20 protein-coding genes are annotated in these 24,693 nt (G+C 74.4%); 5 read left to right on the forward strand and 15 right to left on the reverse strand.

Translation table 11 applies throughout. The features are described 5' to 3' along the window. Nucleotides 1-306: 306 nt before the first annotated feature. The gene (locus ACFVFS_RS04610; protein WP_380620065.1) at nt 307-2,652 is read left to right on the forward strand and encodes a glycosyl hydrolase family 18 protein; all 2,346 of its coding nucleotides are present in this window, start codon (nt 307-309) and stop codon (nt 2,650-2,652) included. 97 nt (nt 2,653-2,749) lie between these two features. On the opposite strand, the gene yidD is transcribed toward ACFVFS_RS04610, so the two are convergent. From yidD to ACFVFS_RS04655, 9 genes are all read right to left on the reverse strand, one after another. Then, nucleotides 2,750-3,343 (reverse strand): membrane protein insertion efficiency factor YidD, encoded by a 594-nt coding sequence (gene yidD / locus ACFVFS_RS04615; protein ID WP_380620068.1) that lies wholly within the window; start codon nt 3,341-3,343, stop codon nt 2,750-2,752. Nucleotides 3,344-3,456: 113 nt separating this feature from the next. Then, entirely contained in the window at nt 3,457-4,230 is a 774-nt protein-coding gene (locus ACFVFS_RS04620) for a hypothetical protein (RefSeq protein ID WP_380620070.1), read from the reverse strand. A 125-nt stretch (nt 4,231-4,355) separates the two neighbouring features. Next, nucleotides 4,356-5,363, reverse strand: coding sequence for a hypothetical protein (locus ACFVFS_RS04625; RefSeq protein ID WP_380620072.1), 1,008 nt, complete (start codon nt 5,361-5,363; stop codon nt 4,356-4,358). Nucleotides 5,364-5,584: 221 nt separating this feature from the next. Further along, nucleotides 5,585-6,997, reverse strand: coding sequence for a family 2B encapsulin nanocompartment shell protein (locus ACFVFS_RS04630; RefSeq protein ID WP_380620074.1), 1,413 nt, complete (start codon nt 6,995-6,997; stop codon nt 5,585-5,587). 440 nt (nt 6,998-7,437) lie between these two features. After that, nucleotides 7,438-7,569 (reverse strand): hypothetical protein, encoded by a 132-nt coding sequence (locus ACFVFS_RS04635; RefSeq protein WP_380620077.1) that lies wholly within the window; start codon nt 7,567-7,569, stop codon nt 7,438-7,440. Between the two features lie 236 nt (nt 7,570-7,805). Further along, on the reverse strand, nt 7,806-8,909 hold the full coding sequence (locus ACFVFS_RS04640) for a hypothetical protein (RefSeq protein WP_380620079.1): 1,104 nt from the start codon (nt 8,907-8,909) through the stop codon (nt 7,806-7,808). 216 nt (nt 8,910-9,125) lie between these two features. After that, entirely contained in the window at nt 9,126-9,968 is an 843-nt protein-coding gene (locus tag ACFVFS_RS04645; RefSeq protein ID WP_380620082.1) for a DUF1963 domain-containing protein, read from the reverse strand. 145 nt (nt 9,969-10,113) lie between these two features. Continuing rightward, the gene (locus ACFVFS_RS04650) at nt 10,114-10,623 is read right to left on the reverse strand and encodes a hypothetical protein (protein ID WP_380620084.1); all 510 of its coding nucleotides are present in this window, start codon (nt 10,621-10,623) and stop codon (nt 10,114-10,116) included. Between the two features lie 212 nt (nt 10,624-10,835). Further along, entirely contained in the window at nt 10,836-12,446 is a 1,611-nt protein-coding gene (locus ACFVFS_RS04655; protein WP_380620087.1) for a PLP-dependent aminotransferase family protein, read from the reverse strand. 199 nt (nt 12,447-12,645) lie between these two features. Between ACFVFS_RS04655 and ACFVFS_RS04660 the strand changes: the two genes are divergently transcribed. Continuing rightward, the gene (locus ACFVFS_RS04660; protein WP_380620089.1) at nt 12,646-12,960 is read left to right on the forward strand and encodes a chaplin family protein; all 315 of its coding nucleotides are present in this window, start codon (nt 12,646-12,648) and stop codon (nt 12,958-12,960) included. Between the two features lie 113 nt (nt 12,961-13,073). Here ACFVFS_RS04660 and ACFVFS_RS04665 read toward each other — a convergent pair whose 3' ends face one another. Further along, nucleotides 13,074-13,595, reverse strand: a complete 522-nt coding sequence (locus ACFVFS_RS04665) for a universal stress protein (RefSeq protein ID WP_380620092.1) — start codon at nt 13,593-13,595, stop codon at nt 13,074-13,076. 483 nt (nt 13,596-14,078) lie between these two features. On the opposite strand from ACFVFS_RS04665, the gene ACFVFS_RS04670 reads away from it, so the two are divergent. Continuing rightward, nucleotides 14,079-14,471, forward strand: a complete 393-nt coding sequence (locus tag ACFVFS_RS04670) for a transglycosylase family protein (protein ID WP_380620095.1) — start codon at nt 14,079-14,081, stop codon at nt 14,469-14,471. Between the two features lie 129 nt (nt 14,472-14,600). Here the strand turns inward: ACFVFS_RS04670 and ACFVFS_RS04675 are convergent, their stop codons facing one another. Then, nucleotides 14,601-15,194: a pyridoxamine 5'-phosphate oxidase family protein gene (locus ACFVFS_RS04675; RefSeq protein WP_380620097.1), complete on the reverse strand. Its 594-nt coding sequence runs from the start codon at nt 15,192-15,194 to the stop codon at nt 14,601-14,603. A 152-nt stretch (nt 15,195-15,346) separates the two neighbouring features. Here ACFVFS_RS04675 and ACFVFS_RS04680 point away from each other — a divergent pair, with 152 nt between their 5' ends. Continuing rightward, nucleotides 15,347-16,156 carry a DeoR/GlpR family DNA-binding transcription regulator gene (locus ACFVFS_RS04680; RefSeq protein ID WP_380620099.1) on the forward strand — a complete coding sequence of 270 codons (810 nt, stop codon included), beginning with the start codon at nt 15,347-15,349 and terminating at the stop codon, nt 16,154-16,156. Nucleotides 16,157-16,216: 60 nt separating this feature from the next. Here the strand turns inward: ACFVFS_RS04680 and ACFVFS_RS04685 are convergent, their stop codons facing one another. From ACFVFS_RS04685 to ACFVFS_RS04700, 4 genes are all read right to left on the reverse strand, one after another. Further along, nucleotides 16,217-18,241, reverse strand: a complete 2,025-nt coding sequence (locus ACFVFS_RS04685) for a sensor histidine kinase (RefSeq protein WP_380620102.1) — start codon at nt 18,239-18,241, stop codon at nt 16,217-16,219. 275 nt (nt 18,242-18,516) lie between these two features. After that, entirely contained in the window at nt 18,517-19,608 is a 1,092-nt protein-coding gene (locus ACFVFS_RS04690; protein WP_380620105.1) for an ABC transporter permease, read from the reverse strand. Then, nucleotides 19,605-21,200 carry a sugar ABC transporter ATP-binding protein gene (locus ACFVFS_RS04695; RefSeq protein ID WP_380620108.1) on the reverse strand — a complete coding sequence of 532 codons (1,596 nt, stop codon included), beginning with the start codon at nt 21,198-21,200 and terminating at the stop codon, nt 19,605-19,607. Before ACFVFS_RS04695 ends, ACFVFS_RS04690 begins: the two co-directional genes overlap by 4 nt. Beyond that, on the reverse strand, nt 21,193-22,233 hold the full coding sequence (locus tag ACFVFS_RS04700) for a substrate-binding domain-containing protein (protein WP_380620111.1): 1,041 nt from the start codon (nt 22,231-22,233) through the stop codon (nt 21,193-21,195). The genes ACFVFS_RS04695 and ACFVFS_RS04700 overlap by 8 nt, the downstream gene beginning before the upstream one ends. 238 nt (nt 22,234-22,471) lie before the next feature. Here ACFVFS_RS04700 and ACFVFS_RS04705 point away from each other — a divergent pair, with 238 nt between their 5' ends. Continuing rightward, complete coding sequence (locus ACFVFS_RS04705; RefSeq protein ID WP_380620113.1) at nt 22,472-24,604, forward strand: hypothetical protein; 2,133 nt, start codon at nt 22,472-22,474, stop codon at nt 24,602-24,604. Nucleotides 24,605-24,693: the final 89 nt, after the last annotated feature.

Raw genomic sequence — 24,693 nt, forward strand, 5'->3', positions numbered from 1 at the left:
TTCGACGCGGGACCTCTCGGGAGGCCACCGTACCGGGCCCGGGCCCGTCCCACCGGTCGTGCGGCCGCCGACGGTCCGCCCACCGGACACCCTTGACGGCGAATATTGGTCCAGTCCAATCTGTGATGTCGTGACCGCGACGGCCCCCGGGCCGGACGGGTCCACGCTCCCGCACGCCCTGCCGCATCCTGCCCTGCCGCACGTGTTCACCAGACCGCGCGCCCCCACAGCGCCCGGTCCGGCTCCCCCCGGCCCATCCCGGGCCGCCGCACCGCCGGAACCCCCACTCCTCCGGAGGACCATCGCATGCACGACCGTGTCATGTCCGCGCGCCCCGCTGAGCGCCGGGCCGTCGCCCCGCGCCGCCGGGCGCTCGCGCTCGCCCTGGCCGCCACCCTCAGCACCGGCGGCGCCGCCCTCGCCCTCTCCCTCGACACCGCCTCCGCCGCCGCCGTCAACCTGCTCGCCAACGGCGACCTGGAGACCGGCACCCTGGCCGGCTGGGCCTGCGCCAACGGATCGGTCGTCACGACCCCGGTGCACGGCGGCACTTACGCGCTCAACGGCGCCGCCTCGGCGTCCGACACCGCGCAGTGCCAGCAGACCGTCACCGTGCAGCCGAACACCACCTACACCCTGGCCGCCTGGGTGCGCGGCAGCTACGTCTACCTGAGCGCGACCGGGACCGGCGTCAACGCCCAGACCTGGGCGCCCAACGCGACCGGCTGGACCCAGCTGAGCACCACCTTCACCACGGGCGCGGCCACCACCTCGGTGACCGTCGCCACGCACGGCTGGTACGGCACCGGCGCGTACCAGGCCGACGACCTCAGCCTGACCGGCCCGGCGGGCCCGACCGGCACGGCCAGCCCGACGGCGACCACCAGCCCCACCGCCACGAGCAGCCCGACGGCCACCAACAGCCCGACCGCGACGAACAGCCCCACCGCGACCAACAGCCCGACCGCCACCAACAGCCCCACGGCTACCAACAGTCCGACCGCGACGCCCACCGCCACCTCGACCGGCACCGGCCCCGCCGGGGACGGCAAGGTCACCACCCCGAGCGGCGTCACCGTCTCCAAGGTCACCCACAACGCCGTGGTCCTCACCTGGCAGCCGTCCACCGCGACCGCCGGCGACGCCCCGGTCGCCTACAAGGTGTACGCGGGCAACCAGCTGGTCGCCACCTCGATGGGCACCTCGGTGGCGGTCAGCTCGCTGCTGCCGACCCGCGGCTACACCTTCACCGTCCAGGGCTACTCCGGCAGCCACGCCTCGGCCCAGTCCGCCCCGGTGAGCACCACCACGGCCGCGGCGCCCGCCAACAGCCCGTTCCGCGCGGCCTACTTCGACCAGTGGGGCGTCTACGAGAACGCGTACCACGCGAAGAACGTCGACACCAGCGGCTCGGCCGGCAAGCTGGACGTCCTCCAGTACGCCTTCGCCAACATCCACCCGACCAACCTGACCTGCTTCCAGGCGGTCAAGGCCTCGGACTCGGGCAACGAGAACAACCCGAACGCCGGTGACGGCGCCGGCGACGCCTACGCGGACTACCAGGCCGACTACAACGGCACGGCCAGCGTGGACGGCACCGCCGACACCTGGGAGCAGCCGCTCAAGGGCAACTTCAACCAGCTGCGCCAGCTGAAGGCCAAGTACCCGAACCTGCGGATCGCCATCTCCATCGGCGGCTGGACGTACTCCAAGTACTTCTCCGACGCGGCCGCGACCGACGCCTCCCGCAAGAAGTTCGTCTCCTCCTGCGTCGACATGTTCCTCAAGGGCAACCTGCCCACCAACGTGGCCGGCGACCCGGCGGGCGGCGCCGCGGCGGCGGCCGGGCTCTTCGACGGCATCGACCTCGACTGGGAGTACCCCGGCTCGGCCGGCGGCCACACCGGCAACCACTACTCCCCCGCCGACAAGCAGAACTTCACCCTGCTGCTGAAGGAGTTCCGCACCCAGCTGGACGCCCTCGGCAACGCCCAGGGCAAGAAGTTCCTGCTGACTGCGGCGCTGCCCAGCGGCCAGGACAAGATCGCACAGCTGGAGACCGACAAGATCGGCGCCTACCTGGACTACGCCGACGTCATGACCTACGACATGCACGGCGCGTGGGACGCCAAGGGCCCGACGAACCACCAGGACCCGCTGCACGACAGCCCGGCCGACCCGACCACGCCGATCACCCCGGGCAACCGGAAGTACAACATCGACACCACGCTGGCCGCGTACACCACCGGCCTGCCGGAGTACGGCATCGCGGGCGGCTTCCCGGCCAACAAGATCGTGCTGGGCGTGCCCTTCTACTGGCGGGGCTGGACCGGCGTGCCGGCCGGCAACAACTTCGGCCTCTACCAGAGCGCGACCGGCCCGACCCCGGCCAAGCCGCTGAGCGCGGAGGCCGGCCTGGCCGCCTGGAAGGAGCTCAACCCGGCCGCCGCCAACATCCACTGGGACCCGGTGACCGAGTCCTCCTGGGTCTACGACGGCACCAACTTCTGGACCGGTGACACCCCGCAGGCCGTCCAGGCCCGCGGCGCCTACGCGAAGAGCAAGGGCCTGGCCGGGATGTTCGCCTTCTCCCTGGAGAACGACGACGCCTCCGGCACCATGCTCAACGCGATGAGCGGCAGCCTGAACTGACGCTCCGCGTCAACGGTCCCTGCGGGGCCGGCCGGTGGTGGTGCACCGGCCGGCCCCCGGGGCTTCGCGGCCTCGCTCGGGTACCGGTGTGCCGGCCTCAGCGCTCCGGCACCGGGTCGACGCCGCCGCCGCGCCGGGCCGCCCCGGGGCGGCAGCGCAGCAGCCGGCCCGCCGTCAGCCGGGCACCGCGCAGCGCGCCGTGCCGGTGCAGCGCCTGGACGGCGTAGGTCGAGCAGGTCGGGGTGTACGGGCAGCAGGCCGGGCGCTGCGGGCTGATCTCGGTGCGGTAGTGCCGCACCGCGCCGTACAGCACCCCGGCGGCCAGGCCCCGCGGCGGGGGCGCGGCGGGGTCCGTACCGTGCGCCGCCCGCCGTCCGCGGCCGCCGGTGAGGGCGAACCGGACGCCGGCGGCCATCATCACCGGGAACAGGGCGATGAGGCAGGGGCCGTCGCACCCGCCGCCCCCACCGCCGCAACCGCCGCCGCCACCGCCCCCGCTGCAACCGGAGGGGAGGCAGTCATCCAGTTCGTTCTCCTTCTTCCGCTCCCCGTGCCGGCGCAGGTACGCCTTCCACTCCTGCTGCTGGCGCTTGCGCCGACGGCGTTCCTCGGCCGGCAGCCACCACCAGGCGCGTCCGGGGCGCTGGGTCGTCGGGAACGGTTCGCCCTGGGCGGGCTGTTGATGGGACAACGCTGGCGGTTCCTCTCGGCGCGGGCACGCCGGGGCCGACCCCCAACGGCTCGCTCAGACTATCGAAGGCCGCGGGCGCGGGGGTCGGCCGGCCGGAGAACCGGCGACGCCGCTCAGCCGCTCCCGCCGCCCAGGTGCGGGAACAGGTCGGTGAACGTCTGGGTGGTGACCGAGACGCTGCGGCCGAACGGATCGTCGAAGTCCCAGATCAGGAACAGCAGGAAGGCGATCAGCGCGCTGAACGCGCCGGCCAGCAGCAACTCCCGGGTGGAGCGCCGGATCTGCAGGGCGAACACCATGCCCACCGTCACCACCGCGCCCACGATCAGGCCGAACCAGACCACGCCGGGCATGGTCGGTCCGGCGTTCTGACCGCGCGCGTTGCGGGCGTCGTCGGCGACGCTGATCCGGTCCATGATCGGCTGATAGGCCTGGGCCTCCAGGTCGGAGGCCGGGGCACGGGTCGCGACGTCGGTGCGCAGCTTCTCCAGCAACTCGGTGCCCCGCTCCGAGAGCTCGCCGTTCTCGCGCATGTACGTCCACTCCACGTCCACCACGTAGGAGACGTAGGCGTCGACGTCGTCGCGGATCCTGTCGCGGAACTCCACCGGGTAGACCTGGGCGCGCTCGCTCACCTCGTGCAGCGACTGCGCCTCGCGGAAGACGTCGTCCTGCGCCACGCCGCGCGCCTCCCAGACGCCGGCGATGGCGAGGCCGAGCACGATCGCGTAGACCACGCCGATCATCATCGTCATGTACTCGATGACGTCGGGCGTCTCGTCGGTGTCCTCGTCCTCACCGGCGCGGCGGTGCCTCAGCAGCACCACCGCCACCACGACGGCACCGGCCGCCAGCATGGCGATGGCCAGCGCCAACCACTCGGACATGGGAACTCCTTTCTCGGTCGGGGATCGACAGGGTCGATCGGAAGCAGTCGGGACCGGTCGTCGGGCCGGGTACGGTCCGACGACCGGGAAGCGAAGGGGGAAGGGAATCCGAAGGGGAGGCGGCGTCAGGAGCCGCTGGAACCACCAGAACCACCGGAGCCGCCGGAACCGCGGGAGCCGCCGCCACCACCACCGCGGCCGGCCCGGCCACGGGGGCGCAGGGCCGCCGCCGCGAGGACAGCGGGCACGGTGACCACCAGCATGGTCCTGGTCGTCGCGCCGCCGTGGTGCCGCTCGGGCGCCTCGACGGGCGGCGGGGCCGGCGGGACGGGCCGCAGCGTCACGGCCGACCGCACCGGGCTGGGCACCGGGGGCGCCGGGGTGGGCGGCGGCGGAGTCGGCGCGGGCGGTTCGGGCGCGGGCGGCGGGGGCGGGACCACCGGCGCGGGCGGCGGGGTCGCCGGTCTCGGCGTGGGGGTGGGAGCGGGGGCCGGCGGCCGGGGCGACGCGGGCGGCGGAGTGGGCCTCGGCGTCGGGGCGGGCGGGGCCGGCGGGACGGGCTGCACCGGAGCCCGGCTCGGCGTCGGGGTGGGCACCGGGGTGGGCACCGGCGTGACGGTCGGCGTCGGCGTCGGCGTCGCGCCGGGGGCCGGTGTCGGGGTGGCCGTGGGCGTCGGCGTGGGGGTCGGCGTCGGCGTGGCGGTCGGCTTCGGACTCGGCGACGGCGACGGCGACGGCGACGGACAGGGGTGGTGGTGCGTCGGCCTCGGCGGCCAGGGCCTGGTGGGCCACGGCTTCGGGGTCGGCGTCGGGTGCGGGTGGTGCAGGAGCCCGGAAATGTCGACGCTCACGCCGACCTCGACGTCCACGTCCACCTCGACGTCCACCTCCCCCCGGTCCACCCCGACCGCGACGTCCGTCCTCGTGGTGACACAGGTCTCGACGACCGGTCCGTGCGGCCACCCCCCGCCGTGCTGCGCCGCCGTCGGACGCGCGGCGGCGGAGCCGCTCACCAGCGCGCAGAGCGCGGCCACCCCGGCGGCCGCGCCGGCCAGCCGGATCCGCCGCGCACGGGAGCCGCCGGAGGCACCGGGCCCGGCGGCGTCGGCTGCCGGGCCCCGGTCCGCGGTCACGACGGCCCGTCCATCGGTATCCGCCGGGGCGGCTGGGGCTGCGGCATGGCTCCGTGCACCTCTCGCGTCGTCAGGAGGTCGGCCGCGCCGGGCGGGGGCCGACACCGGACGGCCCGCCGCAGGGGCGGGCCGTCCGGCATCCGGTGAAACGATCATGCGGTGGACCGGGTTACGCCCGGCCCGGGGCGGGCCCTCCGGGGACGGCCCGCCCGAGCTGCGCCTCAGCGGCGCCCGTGCGCGATCTCGACGTTCTCCAGCACACCGACCGCGTCCGGAACCAGGATCGCGGCGGAGTAGTAGGCACTCACAAGGTAGGAGATGATCGCCTTCTCGTCGATGCCCATGAACCGGACCGACAGGCTCGGCTGGTACTCGTCCGGAATGCCGGTCTGGTGCAGGCCGATGACGCCCTGGTTGTCCTCGCCGGTACGGATCACCAGGATCGAGCTGGTGTTCTCCTTGCTGATCGGGATCTTGTTGCACGGCAGGATCGGAACGCCGCGCCACGCCGGCACCTGCTGCCCGCCGAGGTCGACGTGGTGCGGGTAGAGCCCGCGCGCGTTCAGCTCGCGGCCGATCGCGGCGATGGTCCGCGGGTGGGCGAGCAGGTAGTCGGGGTCGCGGCGGCGGTTGAGCAGCTCGTCCAGGTCGTCCGGGGTGGGCGGGCCGGAGTGGGTCTGGATGCGCTGGTCGAAGTCGGCGTTGTTGAGCAGGCCGAACTCCGGGTTGTTGACCAGCTCGTGCTCCTGGCGCTCGCGCAGGGCCTCGATGGTCAGCCGCAGCTGGTGCTCGATCTGGTTCATCGGCTGGTTGTAGAGGTCGGCGACCCGGGTGTGCACCTTGAGGATCGTCTGGGCGACGCTCAGCTCGTACTCGCGCGGCTTGAGCTCGTAGTCCACGAAGGCGCCGGGGAGCTGGTACTCGCCGTGGTGGCCGGCCGACATGGCGATCTCGGCCTCGCCGCGCTCGTTCTGCGCCTGGAGCGGCAGGGCGAGGAAGGCCTCCAGGTGCTGCTGCAGCGCGGGCGAGTTGTCCCGGATCTGCTCGAAGTCCCGGCGCGGCAGCGAGAGCACGGTGCCGGCGGTCACCGTCTTGGCCGTGAACTCCCAGACCGCGTCGGGGTCGAGCACCGCGTTCTCGCCGAAGCGGTCGCCGTCGCCGAGCACGCTGACCACCGTCTCGTCACCGTACTTGCCGGTGCCGATCTGGTTGATCTTGCCGTGCGCGATCAGGTAGATCCGGTCCGCGGGCGCACCGCGCTCGGCGAGCACCTCGCCCGGGCCGAAGTCGCGCTGCTCGCAGCGGTCGGCCAGCGCGGTGAGCGCCTCGTCGTCCTCGAAGCCGCGCAGCAGGGCGAGTTCGCCGAGCTCCTGCGGGATCACCCGGACCTCGGAACCGGTCTTGATGAACTCGATCCGGCCGTCGCCGACGGCGTAGGTCAGCCGGCGGTTGACCCGGTAGGCGCCACCGGCGGCCTGCACCCAGGGCAGCACCTTGAGCAGCCAGCGGGAGGTGATCTCCTGCATCTGCGGTGCGGACTTGGTGGTCGTGGCAAGATTGCGCGCAGCGGCCGTCGTCAGGCTGGACTGCTGGGCCACCTGCGGTGTCTCCGGGGTGGTCGTCTCCACGGACATCGGCAGGGATCTCCTTCGTGTGATCGGGTCACGCCGACCCGTCGCACGGCCGGCGGCAGCCGGTGTCTCGATTGCGACGGATCATCAGATACGCGTATCGGTGGGAGTGTTGGCGGCCTTCGCGATGCGGTGCTTCCGCTCGGGCAATCCATCGGAACCCTAGATCACCAAGGGCCCGGCAACCCCGCACCGCAGCCGAGCGCCCCCCGATAGGGTGAATCTCTCCGATCGGAAGGTTTGAATCCGAGGACCACGTGCCACCGGGGCCGATCGTTCCTATGCATACGAATCACCCGGACACAGGAACGATCCACCCCATTCGAACAGGGGAGCACACGGGCCCGCCCCCCGGTCGGCGAAGTACGGGCCCATCGAATGTCTGTTCGGGATTCGAACATCGTGCGATCGCAGGTGCCCCCGGGGGCCCGACCGGGCCCCGATCAGACCAGCGCCGGCGCCTCCGCGAACCGCGGCTCCACGGTGAACCAGGGGCGTCGTTCGAACGAATCGGGCCTCAACTGATCGAACCAGGTGGCCCGTTCGTCGTAGCCGGCGAAGAACGGCCGGCCCACCCGGTCCGCCTCGCGGGCCTGCGGGAAGCGGCAGACGAAGACCGCTGGAGACCCGGCACCGGACGGCCGTGCAGCCGGGGGATGTTCTCCTCCAGCTGGCCGCCCGGGTGCGGGTTGAGCGCCCGCCGGGCGGCGGCGACCGCCGCCGCCGGCCGTTCGCGCGGGGTCTTGTACGGTTCGCACCCGTTCCCCGTTCCACCCTTCTCCCGGCCGTTCCCCGGGACCCTTCGGGCAGCCTAGCCTTCGCGCGGCGACCCCTCGTCAGGGGGCGTCCGCGGTGCGGAGGCCGACCTCCCACGGGTGCGCTTCGGCCGGCTCCGGCGCGGGTGCAGGGAGCGCCAGTGCTCCATCCACCAGAGCCCGCTCACCACGACGGAGAGGACGACCAGCACCAGGGCCAGCGCGGGCCATCTGCTGTCGGCGAGCCGGATGTCGGCAACCGCCAGGACGCCCACCGCCGCGATCGGCACGAACAGCGCGAACACGGCCCGGGCGGTGGCCACCACCAGCCCGGGGTCGGTCCGGGTCCCGCGGGGTGGCGGCCACCCGGCCGACTCCCCGCCGAAGTGGAACGCGACCCCGCGGGCGGCCAGCCGGTCGGTGGCCCGGTTGTAGGAGAACGCCATGTACGGGAGCCAGATCAGCGGGGCGACGAAGCCCACCAGGAACACCAGCGCGAGCAGCCCCCACTCCCCCGCGGTCCGCCACCGGGACGGCGGGGGGACGACGTCCTCACTGGTCAGCCCGAGCAGGCGGGCCATACGCCACAGCAGCGAGCCGAACCCCCGGAAGCGGCCGAGGCGGGTCGCCGGGCCCTCGTCGGGCGGCGGGCCGGCCGCGAGGGCCCGTTCGGCGGCGGCGAGGTCCGGGTGGGCCCCCTGGAGGACGAGCAGCTCGGGGGCGCGGGCCCGGTCCGTGGGGTCCTTGCCGGCGAGGGCGGCGAGTTCCAGCAGCAGCTGCCCCTGGGCGAGCAGCGCGCTGCAGAAGGCGAACGGGGCCATCCAGAGGAAGGGTCCGGCGACGAACGCGCCCTCGTTCTGGCTGACCCGGCGGGCGTGGTCGACCGACCGCTGCGCCAGCTCGCGCTCCGTGGCCTCCGGGTGGGCCGCCCGGAGCTTCGCGACCCGGCGGGCGGCCCGGGGGCCCCGGTGGCGGACGCCGAAGACGGCGAGCAGCTCCGGCATCCGGGACGGGTGCTCGCGCATCGAGCGCATCAGCTCGGCGAGCGGGGCGCTCTCGTCGGCCCCGGGCTGCTCCGGGTGTCCGGGGTCCTGCCGCCGTCCGGGGTCCTGCTGTCCGGGGCTCTGCCGCCCCGGGTCCGGGTCTGTCGTTGGGGCCACGTCCGTCCCACCGCTCCGCCGCGCGCTCCGGCCGGGCCCGGACCGGCGGCCGACGACTCACCCGGGCCTCCTCCCAGCCTAGGCGCGTCCGGCCGTTCGCGTCGGATCGGCGGGCGGCTCCCCGGCCCGGCGGCCGGGGGCGTGCGAGCCCCGGGGCCGCCCACCCGGCGCGCATGGCCGGACCCGCCTACGGCCGCGGCTGCGGACTCCCGCCCGTCAGGCGATCTCGAAGCCGTGCCGGACCCGGTCGAAGCACCCGGCCGCGAGGTCCTCGTGGGTGATCCAGAAGGAGACGTTGACGCACTCGCCCCAGTCGGCGGCCAGCACACCGCTCTCGACCTGGAGCAGCGGGCGGTGGCCCTCCGGGCGGCCGGTGTCGCTGTCGCACCAGCCGAGCACCCGGACCGCGGGGCGCGGCAGCTGCTCGGCGAGGTCCTGGGCCAGGTCGAGGGCGATCAGGAAGTCGTCGGGGAACAGCCGCTCCAGCTCGCGGTCCTGGTAGGACGGCGCGGACAGGGCCCGGGCGGCCCGGACCGGGACGGCCGGGACCGCGGGTGTGCCCCGCTCGGCGAACGGCGCGGGCCGCGGCGGCGCACCGGCGGGCACGTGCAGGACGCGGCAGCCGCGACCGGTGAAGTCGGAGAGCCATTCGTCCTGGAAGAAGAGCAGCAGCCCGTCGGCGGGCAGCGGCCAGCCGCCGGCGTCCGGCCCGCCCGCCTCGAAGGCCGCGGCGAGCGCGGCGCAGTCGAGCTGGGCGAGCAGCTGCATCGGGCGGTCGGCGAACTCCGGCCAGTCGGTGCCCGTCGGCAGCGGGGGCAGCCCGCCGAGCCGGCCGACGAGCCCGGGGGCCGTCGCGTCCCCGGCCTCCCCGGCATCCTCGGCGTCCTCGGCGTCCGCCACCGGGTCGAGGACCAGTGAGGAGCGGAACAGCCCGTGGACCAGGGGTGCCAGCCGCTCCCCGGCCCGGGCGCGGATCAGTTCCGCGACCTCGCCGGGTATCGGCGGCACGGCCTCACCGGGGGCGGTCACGCGGGTGTCGGTGGTCACGAGTTCGGCCATGCGCCCAGCCTGCCACGTGGGTCCGACAACGCCGGGGCGGCAACGGCCGCGGGGGCCGTCGCCGGAAGCGGCGAAGGCCCCGTCAGGTGCCGCTACGGGGGCGACCGGCACCTGACGGGGGGTCATCGGGGAACGGGCTCGGGCGTCAGGAGCAGACGACCTCGTTGCCGGGGACGTTGAAGATGCCGGAGTCGTTGGCGGTGCCGTTCGCGTACTCGTAGTAGAGGTAGGTGTAGAAGTCGATCCGCGCGCCGTTGCCGCAGACCGAGTCGGTGCCGATGGTGTAGGTCAGCGTGACCGTGGTGGTGGCGCCGGCCGCGACCGGGACGGAGTGGTGGACCAGGCCACTGGTGGCGCCGGTGTCACAGCTGGTGACATTGCCGCCGCAGGAGGAGAAGCCGTACTTCAGGCCGGTGTTCAGCGTGGTGTTGTACGTCGGCTGGACGGACTGGTAGACGAACTGGGCCGGCGTGTCGTGCGGGTTGGTCAGGGTGAGCGTCAGGGTGACGGCGGAGCCGGGGGTGGCGGTCGCCTTGTCGACGGCGACGGACAGCACCGGGGTGCCGGCGTGGGCGGGGGTCACCGACAGCAGCAGGGCGGCGACGAAGGCGAGGATCGCGGGCAGGCCGAAGCGGCTCAGGAATGAAGTGCGCATGACCAAGGAGCGTAGGGGGCCGCCCGGACGCCGGTGGCGGCCTCCGCACCGGTCCGTACCGGCATATGACACGCGAGCGGACACCTGGGCCATTACCTTCCGGTTCCCGTCGTACCCGGGCGGCCCCGGCCCTACCCTCCGCGCCCGCCCGCGCGGAGCGGCGGAGCCTCCGGCCGGCCGGCTGAGCCCCCGGTCGGCGATCGGAGGAGCGGTCAGAGCGGCGAGGGCAGGATCGCGCAGAGCGCCTCCAGCGCCGCCGGGTAGGCGTGGTCGGGCGGGGTGGCGTAGCCGACCACCAGGCCGTCCACCGCCGGCATCGCCTCCGGCGCGAGCAGCGGGTGCCGGAAGTCGGCCAGGCCGTCCAGGGCCAGCCCCCGGTAGGCGGCCGCCTTGAGCACCGAGCGCTCGGTACCGGGCGCGAGCCGGAGCACCGCGTGCAGTCCGGCCGCGATCCCGGTGACCTCGATGTGCGGGGCCCGCTCGGCCAGCGCGTCGACCAGCCGGTCGCGGCGGTCGCGGTAGCGGCGGCGCATCCGCCGCACGTGCCGGTCGTAGCCGCCCGAGTCGATGAACTCGGCCAGGGTGAGCTGCTCCAGCGCGCTGGCCCAGCCCTCGCGTTCCCCCTTGGCCGCGAGCACCCGGTCCACCAGGTGGTCCGGCAGCACCATCCAGCCCAGCCGCAGCGCCGGGCTGAGGCTCTTGCTGGCCGTCCCGAGGTAGACCACGCGCTCCGGGTCCAGGCCCTGCACCGCGCCGACCGGCTGCCGGTCGTAGCGGAACTCGCCGTCGTAGTCGTCCTCCAGGACCAGGCCGCCGCGGCCGCGCGCCCAGTCGACCACCGCCGCCCGACGGCCCGCGTGCAGCGGCCCCCCGGTCGGGAACTGGTGGGCGGGGGTGAGCAGCGCGGTCCGGACCCCCCGGTGGTGGGCCAGGGCGCCGACCCGTGCGCCGTCCTCGTCGAGCGGGAGCGGGACGGCGGTGACCCCGGCGGCGGCCAGCAGGCCGCGGTGGAAGGGCAGGCCGTAGCCCTCGACGGCGAGCGGGCCGGTGCTCCGGGCGGGTAGCACGGCGCGCGGGCCGTCGAACAGCAGGCGCAGCGCGTGGGCGAAGCCGGAGCAGACCACGATCCGGTCCGGGTCGGTCCGCACCCCGCGGGCCCGGGCGAGGTAGTCGGCGAGGACCTCGCGCAGCTCGCGCCTTCCCTGCGGATCACCGGGGCCGAACGCCTCGCTGGGCGCGGCGGTGAGCGCCCGGCGCCCGGCGGCGAGCCAGGCGGTGCGGGGGAAGGCGGCGGCGTCCGGCTGGCCCTGCCGCAGGTCGTGGGCGGGGCGCGGCGGGCGGGAGGAGCGGCGGGCGCGGTTGGCGGCGGCGGGTTCGGCCCGTTCGGCGACGGCGGTGCCGGAGCCCTGGCGGGCGGTGAGCCAGCCCTCGGCGACCAGTTCGGCGTAGGCGTCGGCGGCGGTGTTGCGGGCGATGCCGAGGTCGGCGGCGAGCGTGCGGTAGGGCGGCAGCCGGGTGCCGGGTGCGAGCCGGCCGCTGCGGATCGCCTCGCGCAGGGCGGCCATCAGGGCGGACCGGCGGCTGCCCTCGGCGGGCAGGTCGAGGTGCAGATCGGTGCCGGACGGGCCGGTGTCGGAGCGGGCGGCAGCGGCGGCGGTGGTGGCGGCGGTGGTGGTGGCGGCGGTGGTGGCGGCGGCGGTGGCGTTCACGTCGTCCGTCCGGCGGCCGGGGCGGCGGGACGGCCGTGCGGCGGGACGCGCCGCCTCGCCCGTTCCGGCGGAGCGGCGGGGTGTCCGGGGCGGATCGACCGAGGTGTCCGTCATGGGCATGCACCCTATCGCCGGGCCCGTACGGCCCCGGGGCCGGGCCCGGCGCCCCGGAACACCGGGCGGCGGACGCCCGGGCGGCTGCGCCGGGCGGGTGGGGGGCGTTCCTGCATCGGGGTGCGCTTCCGACTGCGATCGGGTGATCCGATGGTCGGATTGTGTCGTCCTCAGCGTGTCGGCTGGCTATTCCTTCGGCATGACCAACACCAGGAAGTACCTGATCGCCGCCGGCCTCAGCGCCGCGCTGGCGGTCCTCTCCGCCGGCCCCGCCTTCGCGGGCGACTGCGACGAGCACGAGCACCAGCACGAGCACCACGCCCCCACGGCCCCCTCCTTCCACGGCTTCCCCGGAGGCGGCGGAGGCGGAGGCGGCACCACCTGTATCAACGAGGGCGGGGCCTCGGCCACCGGCGTGGTGGCCAACTCGCCGGGCGTGCTGTCCGGCAACCAGATCCAGATCCCGATCAGCATCCCGATCAACGTCTGCGGCAACAGCCTCTCCATCCTCTGACCGGAGAGCCGCCCGCGCGCCGGTGACGCCGGCGCCCCCACCGCATGCCGAGGGCTGCGGTCCCGGAACCCCCGGGGCCGCAGCCCTCCTCCCTTCCACTCCGCGACGAGCGTCTACGGGACCACCGTGACCGGCCAGCGGCCCGCCTTGACCAGCCGCACCGCCACCGATCCGATCACCCGGTGCCCGGCCTGCTCGGAGGCGCCGACCACCACACCGTCGGCCCGCAGCTCGTCCGCCAGCCGCGCCAGTCCCGCGTACGGGTCGCCCCGCACGGTCAGGAACCGCCAGTCCACCCGCCAGACGTCGCGCATCCGGTGCTCGGCCTCGCGGATCGCGGTGAGCAGCTCCTCGGCGATCTCCCGGGTGGTCTCCTCGACGGCCGCGCCCGCCAGGGCGGTGGCCGCGCCCAGGACCGGCTGGATGTAGGCGATCGCCAGGGTGGCGTTCTGCCGCCGGGCCAGGCCGGCCGCGTAGGCGGTGGCGCGCCAGGAGGAGTCCGAGCCGTCCAGTCCCGCCAGGATCACCTTGGGGCCGTCGGTACCCAGCTCGAACCCGGCCGGGGCGGCCGCCGCGCCCGGTTCCCCGCCCTCGAAGGCCGCTCCGCCCCGCTCCGCATCGCTCTCGTTGGTCATGGCCCGAGGCTATGTCGGACACGGTGCGTGACGGCAGGGGGCTCGACGGGTGAGGGCTGTGGCCGGGGCCACCCGGACCGCCGGCGCCGGACCTCCGGAGGGCCCGATTCGGGCACGGCGCGCCGAGGGTGCGTCACTCACCGTCGACCGTGTGCGCGGCCTCACAGGGCCCCTGCTGTGGCCCAGGCCACTTTCCCGAGAGGTTTGATCTTGAAAATCGGGACATTTGCCTTCAAATCCACCCATTTTCTTGATCCTTACGCGCGGTAACCCTGCTCTGACGTGGCTAAACCTGCGATTCCTTGAAACGCCCCTCCAGCCCCCGTAACTTCGAAGTCGTTGCACCGAGCAAGCCGCTCACGAGGGCCTCACCGCCCCGGAGCGAACACGGTGCCGAACCACGCGAACGACGTGTCCCCGAAACCGACGGCCTTCCGAGGGCCTGGTTCCGCGCGCTCGCAGACCCTCTCCGAAAGGAAACCCATGACCTTCCGTAACGAGACCGCCGCTGCCACCACCACCGCCACCAAGCGCCGCAACCGCGTCCGGATGGCTCTGATGGCCGGGGCGCTCACCGCCCTCCCGGTGGCCGGCCTCGTCGCGGCCAACAGCGCCTCCGCCGCCCCGGTCTCCGTGTGGGACAAGGTCGCCGCGTGCGAGGCCACCGGTAACTGGGCCATCAACTCCGGCAACGGCTTCTACGGCGGCCTGCAGTTCACCTCCAGCACCTGGGCCGCCTTCGGTGGCACCGCGTACGCCCCGCAGGCGCACCAGGCCACCAAGGCGCAGCAGATCGCCGTCGGCGAGAAGGTCCTCGCCGCCCAGGGCCCCGGCGCCTGGCCGGTCTGCTCCGTCAAGGCCGGTCTGACCAAGTAAGACCCGCCGCCCCGCAGGACCCGCCGCCCCCCGTTCCCCGGGGAGCGGGCACGACAGCGCCGCTGCACCCGGCCCGGCCCCTGAAGGGGCCGGCCGCGTCCAGCGGCGTCGTGCTGTGTCCGGACCCGGTCAGCCGGCCGGTCCGGGGCGGGCGGGCAGCGGCAGCGGGATCGCCGGCAGTCCGTCGATGCTGGTGGCCACGTGCGGCTTGCCTTCGCAGTAGGTGCTGAACTCCTCCTCCGTCTTGCGGCCGAAGTACTCCGCGTGCAGGCCGCGGTCCTCGCGGTAGTCCATGAGCGGAACGGCGAAGCCGCAGGAGTCGCCGACCCGCTCCGCCGACACCAGGACGATCGCGCGCAGCGAGGGCCCGTCGACGGCCGGGTCGAAGCGTGCCAGCAGCCCGGCGAAGCGCGGGTCGTCGCGGAACACCGCCTCGCCCTGGCCGTGCACCCGCAGGATCTTCGGCGGCCCCTCGAAGGCGCACCACATCACGGTGATCCGCCCGTTCTCCCGCACATGGGCCACCGTCTCCGCCCCCGAGCCCCCGAAGTCCAGGTAGGCGAGGGTGCGTTCGTCCAACACGGCGAGCGTGCCGGAGCGTCCCTTGGGCGAGATGTTGACGTGCCCGTCGGCGGCGAGCGGCGCGGTCGCCACGAAGAAGACGGGCTGGGCCTCGATGAACGCGCGCAGGCGGTCGTCGATCTTCTCGTAGGTCTTTCCCATGAACGTGATTCTGCCGCCGCGAAGCCCTCCCGGAGATCGGTTTCCACCATCCGGGACGCCGCCCCCGGCCGCCTCCACGGACGGACAGTATTCTTGACGGACTCGCGGACCGTCCGGGCCGGGGGCGTAGCGGCGTGTGAGGGGAGCGGGCCTTGGCCGACAACGGACTGCTGGCCCACCAGCGGCAGGCGATGATCGCCGAACTGGTGCGCCGCAGCGGGGCCGTGCGCGTCGCCGAACTGGTCGAGCAGCTGGGCGTCTCCGACATGACGGTGCGCCGCGACCTCGACGCGCTGGAGCGCTCGGGCGTGGTCAAGAAGGTGCACGGCGGGGCCGTCGCCGCCTCCGGCACCGCCATCGACGAGCCGGGGTTCGAGGCGAAGTCGGCGCTGGAGTCGGCCGCGAAGGCCGCCGTCGCGGAGGCCGCGGCCACCCTGGTCGAGCCGGGCAGCGTGGTCGCCGTCGCGGCGGGCACCACGGCGTACGCGGTCGCCGCCCGGCTGCTGCACGTCCCGCGACTCACCGTCGTCACCAACTCGCTGCCGGTCGCCGAGCTGATCCGTTCCACGGACGAGGAGCCGCCGGCCGGCGCGCCGACGCTGCTGCTGACCGGCGGCTCGCCCACCCCCTCGGCGGCGCTGGTCGGCCCGCTGGCCGACCAGGCGATCCGCTCGCTCCACGTCGACCTGCTGATCCTCGGGGCCCACGGGGTCGGCGAGAAGGCCGGTCTGACCACACCCAACCTCGCGGAGGCGCAGACCAACCGCGCGCTCATCGCCTCCGCGCGCCGGGTCGCCGTGGTGGCCGACCACACCAAGTGGGGCGTCGTCGCGCTCAGCGGGTTCGCCGCGCTCGACGAGATCGACGTGTTCGTCACCGACTCCGGTCTCCAGGTCCACGCCCGCACCGCCCTGGCGGAGACCGTCGGGGAGCTGGTCGTCGCCCCGGTCCCCGAGGACTGACGGGACGGCGCCCTCCCGGAGCGAGCGCGCACGGCGCCGGGGCCGTGGGGGCTGCCCGGGTCAGTCGACCCGGCCGCGCGGCAGGACGGCGCGGACCACGGCTCCGACGGGGGCGTTGCCGGCGGTGAAGGTGCCGCCGAGTTCCTCGGCGCGTTCGGCCATGGAACGGAGACCGACCCCGGAAGCGGAGGCGCGGGCGGGGAAGCCCGTACCGTTGTCGGCGACCTCGACGGTGACCTGGTCGGGGAGCACCCGCAGGTCGAGGCGGGCGAGGGTGGCACCCGAGTGGCGGACCACGTTGTTCAGGGCCTCGCCGCTGATCCGGTAGACGGCGACCTCCACCGCCGCGGGGAGCGCGGGCAGCGGGTCGGGGCTCAGGTCGAGGGCCACCTGAAGCGACCGGCTCCCGAGGGTGTCCGCGAGCCTCCGGAGCCCGTCGGCCAGGCCCTTGCTGTCGAGGGGACCGGGACTCAGGCCGTGGGTGATCCGCCGGAGCTCGGTGATCGCCTGGCCGATGCCGGCGGAGGCCGCCGTGAGCGAGTCGGCGGCCCCGGAGCCACCCGGCAGGTCGGCACTGGCGGCATCGATCCTCAGACGCAGGCCCGAGAGGGCGGGGCCGAGACCGTCGTGGAGGTCGTGGCGCAGGCGACGGCGCTCCTCCTCGCGGGCCAGGACGAGCTGCTCGCGGCCGGCCCGGAGGTCCTCGTACAGGCCGAGCGAGGCGATCGCCGGCGAGGCCTGGTCGGCGAGCAGGCTCAGCACCTCGCGGTCCTGCCGGTCCAGCTCGGACTGCCCGGGGCGGGGCGGCACCAGCAGCTCGCCGATCTCGGCGCCCTCGTAGGTGAGCGGGAAGCGCAGGCCGGGCGGGTCGAGCTCCCCGAGCCTGGCCAGTTCGCGCGGCCCGCTCCGGGTCCGCACCCGAACCGCGGCGGCCGGCAGTCCGAGGGCCTGAACCACGGTGCGGCACAGCAGCGGCGGCGCGTCCGCCGGGTCGACGGCGTGGCTCATCCGCTCCGCCAGCTGCCGGATCAACTGGTACGGGTGGGCCCGCTCGCCGTAGTAGTAGCGGTCCACGGCGTGCGCCACGACCCGCGCGGCCGGTCGCAGCAGGGCGCCCAGGAGCCCGGCCGCCGCCACCTGCCACCACCGGGTCCCGCCCCCGGTGCCGGGCTGCAGGCGGTGCAGCAGGTAGGCCGCGAACAGGGCCGTGACGAACACCAGGGTGAAGTAGGCGTAGGCCGCCAGGTAGCGCCGGGTGACCCGGTCCAGCGAGAGCCGGCGGTCACGGCGGAAGGCGACGACCGGCACCAGCATCCAGACCGCCTCACCCGCCACGAGGACCGCGTACGGCAGCCACCCGGGGTAGTCGCCGGCGTAGTGGGGGACGGTGAGCAGCGCGGCCCAGACCACGTAGGCCGCCGCGACCTCGGGCAGGTGCGGGTGCGGTCCGGGCGAGCGCCACCAGCGGACCGCGGCCACAGTGAGGGTGAGCGCGAGGCTCGCGGTGAAGGCGTCGAAGACGTACGGGCCGAGCCAGCCGTCCAGCCAGGTGTGCAGCGCGGTGCCGTGCAGCGGGTTGGGCAGGGTGTACCACTGGGAGTCCCCGGCCGTGTCGAGGAAGGCGAACAGGACGCTCCACCCGGCCACCAGGAGGGTCACGGAGCGCCAGATCCCCCCGGGGAGGCGGGCGTCGGGGAGCCAGAGCGGGAAGGCCACCACCAGGAAGGCGTTGGTGATGCCGCCGGCCAGCACCAGCACCGTGATCGCCTCGGCGGCCGTCGGGCCGGCGCCGGCCAGCGCGGCGGCCAGGATCACCACCATGCGCAGGGCCTGGAGCAGGCCGGTGGCCAGCATCAGGACGCCCATGCCCCGGCCGTTCCGGTTGACCACGAGGAACAGGCCGGCGAGCGTGAACGTCAGGCCGAGCACGAGCCAGAGGCCGTCGATGAAGTAGTTCTCACTGACGTCCGGCACCGCGGGGTGGGTGAGCGCGAGGAGCGTCCACACCGCCGCGCACAGCAGGGTGGTCCCGGCGGCCGCGAGAGCCGCGGCGACGCCGGTGCCGCCGAGTCCGGGCCCGCTCATCCGCCGCCACCGCCTCCCTGACCCGTTCCATGCTGCTCGGCCCGTCGTCCCGGCCGCATGGGCCACCGGTCCCGTCCGCCGCGCCGACGGGCGGCCGGCCCCGCCTCCGGATCCGGGCGCGGCGCACCGGCCGGGACACTGTACGGCCACGCGTCGCGCCCGCCCGGTACCGAACGGCGCGCCGCGCGGCGGTCGAGTGATCGGCCTGACCCCTCCTGGCCTGACCGTTCCCGGCCGGGCCGCTCCTGGCCGGTCCTCTCCCGGCCGGGCCGCTCCTAGCCGGGCAGGCCGACGGGGCGGTCGCCGGTGCGGGACTGCTGGACGACCACCGCCACCACCAGGAGGGAGCCCTGGGCGACGTTCTGCCAGAAGGAGTTGATGCCTTCGACGGTGAGCCCGTTCTCCAGGGCGCCGAGCAGGGCGACGGCCAGCAGGGTGCCGCCGATGCCGCCCCGGCCGCCCTTGAGGGCGCAGCCGCCGAGGGCGGCGGCGGTGATCGCCTTGAGTTCCAGGCCCTCGCTGCCGGAGACCGGTTGGCCGGAGCCGGTGCGGGCGGTGAGCAGGATGCCGGCCAGCGCGGCGACCGCGCCGATGAGGGCGTAGACGGCGACCAGGTACCTGTTGATCGCGATGCCGGCCAGCCGGGCGGCGGTGTCGTTGCCGCCGATCGCGTAGAGGTTGCGGCCGAGGTCGGTGTAGGTGAGCAGGACGTGCACGGCGAGCGCGACGAGGATCAGGATCCAGACCATCACCGGCAGTCCGGCGATCCGGCCTCGGCCGAGGAAGACGAAGACCGGGTCGCCGAGCACGTAGCCCTGCGCCCGCCCGTCCGAGACGAGTTGGGCGACGCCCTTGTAGGCGGCGAGCCCGGCCAGGGTGGCGATGGTCGCGTTGACCCGGCCGCGGACGATGACAAGGCCGTTGACGGTGCCGACGAGGACACCGACGGCCACCGCGGCGGCGGTCCCGGCGAGGGCGTTGGAGCCGGCCGAGGTGAAGGCCATGGCACTGACCACGGAGGCCAGGCCGGCCTGCGAGCCGACCGAGATGTCCAGGCCGCCGCAGATGATCACGACGGTCTGGACGACGGCGAGCAGCCCGGTGATGGTCGCGGCCTCGGCGATCACCTGGAGGTTGCTCCAGCCGAGGTAGTTGTCGTCGAGCAGCCCGAAGACGGTGAGGACCAGGGCGAGGGCGCCGAGCAGGCTGAGGTTCTGGCCGCCGATTCCGGCGAGGACGGCGAGCGGGCGGCCGCCCCGGCGCGGCGGCCGGCCGGAGCCGGAACGCGGTCCGGACCAGGGACCCGGACCGGGGCCGGGGTCGGGGTCGGGCCGGTCGACGGCGGACGGGCCGGCGGCGCTGGTCATGAGGGTGCTCCCGGGGAGGTCGGGCGGGCGGTGGCACCGGCCGCGGTGATGTCGTCGGCCATGGCGAGCTGCAGGACGGCCTCCTCGGTGGCGTCGAGGCGGTCGAGTTCGCCGGTCACCCGCCCGTTCTGCAGGACGACGATCCGGTCGGCCAGGCCCAGGAGTTCGGGCAGTTCGGAGGAGATGACCAGCAGGGCGACGCCCTCCTCGGCCAGGTCGGCGACGATCCGGTGGATCTCGGCCTTGGCTCCGACGTCGATGCCGCGGGTCGGCTCGTCGAGGATCAGCAGCTTGGGCCGGCGGGCCAGCCAGCGGGCGAGCACGACCTTCTGCTGATTGCCGCCGGAGAGCTTGCGGACCTCGTGCTCGATCGACGGGGCGCGCACCCGCAGCCGCTCCGTGTACGCGCGGGCCAGGTCGCGTTCGGCGGCGCGTTTGACGAAGCGCCAGCGGCGCAGCCGGTCCAGGACGGCGATCGAGGTGTTGTCGCGGATCGAGCGGTGCAGGAAGAGCGCCTGGGCCTTGCGCTCCTCGGGGGCGAGGCCCAGGCCTGCCCGGATCACCCGGCCGGGGCCGCCGGTGGGCAGCGGCCGCCCGTCCAGGGTGACGGTGCCGGAGCGCACCGGCAGGTCCCCGGCGAGCGCGAGGGCGAGTTCGGAGCGGCCGGCGCCGATCAGCCCGGCCAGGCCGACCACCTCCCCGGCCCGGACGGTGAGGTCGACCTCGCGGACGTGGTCGGTGGTGAGGCCGCGGGCCCGCAGCACCACCCGGTCGGTGGCGACGTCGCCGCGCACGAACAGGGCGGACAGGTCGCGGCCGACCATCTGCCGGACCAGGTCGCCCTCGGTGGTGTCGCGCGCGTCCTGCACGCCCGCCAGTTCGCCGTCGCGCAGGACGGCGATCCGGTCGGCGAGCCGGAAGATCTCGCGCATCCGGTGCGAGACGTAGACGATCGCGATGCCCCGGTCGCGCAGCCGGCCGATGAGGGCGAAGAGGGTGTCGGCCTCCTGCTCGGAGAGCGAGGAGGTGGGCTCGTCGAAGGCGATCAGCTTGGCCTCGCCGGTCAGCGCGCGCATGATCTCGACCAGTTGGCGCTGGGCGGCGGTGAGCCGGCAGCCGGGGAGGTCGGGGTCGAGGGCGCCGGTGAAGCCGAGCCGGTCCAGGTCGGCGGTGATCCGGCGGCGCAGGGCGGCGCGGTCCAGGCGCCGGCCGCGGCCGGTCGGGAGGGCGCCGGCGTAGACGTTCTCGGCGACCGAGACGTGCGGGACGATCTCGGGTTCCTGCGGGACGATGCGGATGCCGAGGGCGCGGGCCTGGGCCGGTGAGCGCAGGTCGACGGCGCGGCCGTCGAGCAGGACGCGGCCCTCGGTGGGCCGGTGGTCGCCGGTGAGGATCTTCAGCAGGGTGGACTTTCCGGCGCCGTTCTCGCCCATCAGCGCGGTGACCGCGCCCCGGGGGAAGTCGAGGGTGACGCCGCTCAGGGCCCGGACGGGGCCGAAGGCCTTGGTGACGGCGGCCACGCCGGTGGTGGCGGGTCGCTGTGCGGTCGACGGCTCCGGGGTGGCAGGCCCCTGGGTGGCCCGCTCAGCCACAGGTGACTCCGGCGGCCTGCCAGCTGGCGGCGTCGACCATGGTGGTGCGCGCGAACAGCTCGGCCGGGAGGTCCTTTCCGTTCTTGAGCCGGTCGTACATCGTCTGGACGGCGAGCGCGCCGACCTCCTTGCCGTTGATGAACAGGGCGGCCTTCATCCCGGTCGGCTTGCCCGCGCCCCAGTCCTTGCAGGCGAGGTAGGCGCCGAGGCCGATGCCGATCACGTCGTCCGCGCCGACACCGGCGTTGTGCAGCGCGGTGACGCCGCCGTGCACGTTCTCGTCGTTGCAGCCCCACACCACCCAGTGCTTGACGCCCGCGTTGGCGGTGACGGTCGCGGCGACCTTGTCCTGCGCACCGGTGGGGGTGTTGTCGGTGGCGACGTCGATCGTCCGCACGCCCGGGACGGCCGCGTCGAAGGCCTCCTTGGCCGCCTTCACCCGGTCCCCGCAGACGGTGACGTCCTGCTTCCAGGCCGCGAGGACCCGGGTGTCGGCCGCCGCCCACCCGGCCTTGGCGTACTCCTCGGCGGCGCGCCGGCCGACCTCGGCGCCCATCTGGGCACCGCTGAAGCCGATCCGCGGCACCAGGTCGGCCTTGGCGCAGGCCGCCGGATCGGGGCCGGTGGCGCAGACCTGGTCGTCGGAGGTGAGCAGGGCGATCCCGGCGTCCCGGACGGTCCGCACCACCTGCGGTCCGACGGCCGGGTCGGGCACGACGACGATCACGCCGTCGGTCTTCCGCGCGACGGCCGCCTGGACCTCGCTGACCGTCTTGTTGGCGTCGCTGCCGAGGTTGACCACCTTGAGGTCGACGCCGAGTTCGGCGGCCTTGGCCTTCGCGCCGGCGGCCTCGCCGACGAAGTACTCCTGGTCGCCCTGCTTCTGCAGATAGGTGATCGAGATCTTCCCGCTGACAGGGGCCGCCGAGGCCTTGCCGGTGGTCGTGTCCTGCCCGTCGGAGCAGGCGGCGGTCAGACCGAGGGCCAGCAGGAGGGAGCCTGCCGCAGCGCGGCGGCGGGTGCTTCTGGTCATGAAGGGGACCGCTCCTCATCAGCAGAATCAAACAGATTTCAACGCGATGTGAAATATCACACCCCACCATGACGGGCCGTCAAGCCCCTTGGAACAGAAAGGCACCCTTGAGTGTCGACTCCTGTCATGGCTATGCTGCGTTGCTTTCTGTTTGAAAAAGAGACAGAAAGCATCAGCGCGTCTCCCCTTCACCAGCGAACCTCATGCGCCCCCGCCCGCGCGCACCCCTGGAGCGCCCATGCGCAGAACCGCGCCCCGCCCCACCCCCCGCGCCCTGCTGGCACTGGCCCTCGCCTCGGCCGGCCTCGGCACGCTCGCCCTCGGCCCCGCGACGACGCCCGCCGCGGCCGCACCCACGCCGGCACCCACGGCGGCGACCGCTTCCGCGGCCGTGACAGTCGGGAACGGACAGGCCCTCACCCCGCCGATGGGGTGGAACTCCTGGAACACCTTCGGCACCGCCGTCACCCAGGAGCAGGTCGTCCAGACCATCGACTTCATGGTCGCCCGCGGCCTGGTCGCGGCCGGCTACAACACCGTCACCATCGACGACGGGTGGTCACTGGGCCACCGCGACGGCCAGAGCGCCGACTTCGCCAAGACGCCCGAGGGCGCCATGCAGCTCTACGACGCCAACCGCGACCCCGTCAGCGGCACCGACGGCACCGGCACCGACGTCACCAGCGGGCACCTGGTGCCCGACCCCGCGCGCTTCCCCTCCCGCACCGTCGACGGCCGCACCCTCAACGGCATCGAGTACCTCTCCCGGTACGCGCACGGCAAGGGGATGACGTTCGGCATCTACGCCACCACCACCTACACCACCTGCCAGGGCCACCCCGGCAGCCTGGGCCACGAGAGCACCGACGCCGCCGACTTCGTGGCCTGGGGCGTCGACTACGTGAAGTACGACGACTGCCCCTACGGGCCGAAGATCATCGGCCCCGACGGCCACGACTACGGGACGCAGGGCATCGGCCGGGAGCTCACCCGCTCCCTCTACGCCCGCGCCCAGGACTTCCGCCGGGAGCTGGACGCCGCCTCGGCCGCGCAGAACCGGCCCCGGGTCACGCTGAGCGTCTCCGCCCAGCCCGTGCACACCGGCGTCCCGCACCTGCTCGCCGCCGACGACCCGGCGCGCACCGACCCGGTCGTCGTCGCGGCCGGCACCCCGCCGCGCGAGGCGCCCGGCTACGCGCCGACCGGGAAGTGGTGCGGCCAGGTCGCCAACCTGTGCCGGATCGGCGGCGACCGCGGTCCCGACCTGGACGGCGTGCTCTACAACGGCCAGCTGCGGACCGCGCTGGAGTACCCGGGGAACGTACGGCCGGGCAGCTGGAATGACATGGACATGATGTTCGCGGGCTGGCTGTCCCCCTACGGCGTCTACGGCACGACCGACAACTGCCTCTGCCACAAGCCGATGACCGACGACGAGGCGCGCAGCGAGATGTCCATCCTCGCGATGATGGCCGCCCCGCTGATCAGCGGCGCCGATCTGCGCACCGCCGCCGACTCCCGGCACAGCGACCAGGGCGTCACCTGGACCACCGGCATCGGCGACACCGCCCTCGCGATGTACCGGAACCCCGACGTCATCGCGCTGGACCAGGACCGCCTCGGCAGGCCGGCCACCCTGGTCGGCGCCCCGCCCGGCAGCCCCACCGCGCCGATCGTCCTCAAGCGCCAACTGGCCGACGGTGACACCGCCGTGCTGCTGGTCAACCAGGATCCGTCCGGCTGGCAGTACATCACCAGGACGCTCGCCGACCTCGGGCTGACCGGCCCCGGCTACACGGTCAAGGACCTCTGGACCGGCGCCACCGGCACCTTCACCACCACCGTCGGGTCCTGGGTGCCGGCCCACGGCGTCGCGCTGTACCGGCTCAAGGCGCTGCCCGCCACCGTCCCGGCCGCGGTCGTCGGCGACGGCCGCTACCACGGCATCAGCGCGGGCGGCACCGGCGGCCAGGCCCTGGAGGTCCGGGGCACGTGCGCCGCGCCCGACGGCTCGACCACCGACATCAACACCTGGTGGGACTGGCACACCTCGGAGCAGTGGAAGTTCACCCCGAACCCCGACGGCACCGTGCGCATCACCGACAACTGCGACACGCCCACCCAGGTGCACGGCACGCTGACCGGCGGCAACGGGACCGGCTCGGCCGCCTGGGTGCTCAACCGCTGGGACCCCGACAGCCCGCACCAGAAGTGGCGGGTCCTGCAGAACACCGCCACCGGGGCGCTGACCATCACCAACGTCGCCACCGGACTGGCCCTGGGCGCCCCGCAGTCCGCGCCGACCTCCCCGGTCGTGCTCGGCGCACCGGACCCGGCCGCCCCCGGCCAGGCCTGGACGCTGCTCAACTGACCGGCCGCTCCCCGTCCCACCCCCGACCTTCCGGCCGCCTCCCCCGGCCTTCCGACCCTTTCGGCCCGCTCACCCTTGCGGTTCACCCA

It is taken from the genome of Kitasatospora sp. NPDC057692, assembly GCF_042799475.1.
Classification (GTDB): Bacteria; Actinomycetota; Actinomycetes; order Streptomycetales; family Streptomycetaceae; genus Kitasatospora.

Bases quoted from the DNA above. Each gene is read 5' to 3' on its own strand.
- ACFVFS_RS04610 (WP_380620065.1), top strand. From the start codon at position 307: ATGCACGACCGTGTCATGTCCGCGCGCCCCGCTGAGCGCCGGGCCGTC.
- ACFVFS_RS04620 (WP_380620070.1), bottom strand. From the start codon at position 4,230: ATGTCCGAGTGGTTGGCGCTGGCCATCGCCATGCTGGCGGCCGGTGCC.
- ACFVFS_RS04630 (WP_380620074.1), bottom strand. From the start codon at position 6,997: ATGTCCGTGGAGACGACCACCCCGGAGACACCGCAGGTGGCCCAGCAG.
- ACFVFS_RS04645 (WP_380620082.1), bottom strand. From the start codon at position 9,968: ATGGCCGAACTCGTGACCACCGACACCCGCGTGACCGCCCCCGGTGAG.
- ACFVFS_RS04650 (WP_380620084.1), bottom strand. From the start codon at position 10,623: ATGCGCACTTCATTCCTGAGCCGCTTCGGCCTGCCCGCGATCCTCGCC.
- ACFVFS_RS04655 (WP_380620087.1), bottom strand. From the start codon at position 12,446: ATGACGGACACCTCGGTCGATCCGCCCCGGACACCCCGCCGCTCCGCC.
- ACFVFS_RS04660 (WP_380620089.1), top strand. From the start codon at position 12,646: ATGACCAACACCAGGAAGTACCTGATCGCCGCCGGCCTCAGCGCCGCG.
- ACFVFS_RS04665 (WP_380620092.1), bottom strand. From the start codon at position 13,595: ATGACCAACGAGAGCGATGCGGAGCGGGGCGGAGCGGCCTTCGAGGGC.
- ACFVFS_RS04670 (WP_380620095.1), top strand. From the start codon at position 14,079: ATGACCTTCCGTAACGAGACCGCCGCTGCCACCACCACCGCCACCAAG.
- ACFVFS_RS04675 (WP_380620097.1), bottom strand. From the start codon at position 15,194: ATGGGAAAGACCTACGAGAAGATCGACGACCGCCTGCGCGCGTTCATC.
- ACFVFS_RS04685 (WP_380620102.1), bottom strand. From the start codon at position 18,241: ATGAGCGGGCCCGGACTCGGCGGCACCGGCGTCGCCGCGGCTCTCGCG.
- ACFVFS_RS04690 (WP_380620105.1), bottom strand. From the start codon at position 19,608: ATGACCAGCGCCGCCGGCCCGTCCGCCGTCGACCGGCCCGACCCCGAC.
- ACFVFS_RS04700 (WP_380620111.1), bottom strand. From the start codon at position 22,233: ATGACCAGAAGCACCCGCCGCCGCGCTGCGGCAGGCTCCCTCCTGCTG.
- ACFVFS_RS04705 (WP_380620113.1), top strand. From the start codon at position 22,472: ATGCGCAGAACCGCGCCCCGCCCCACCCCCCGCGCCCTGCTGGCACTG.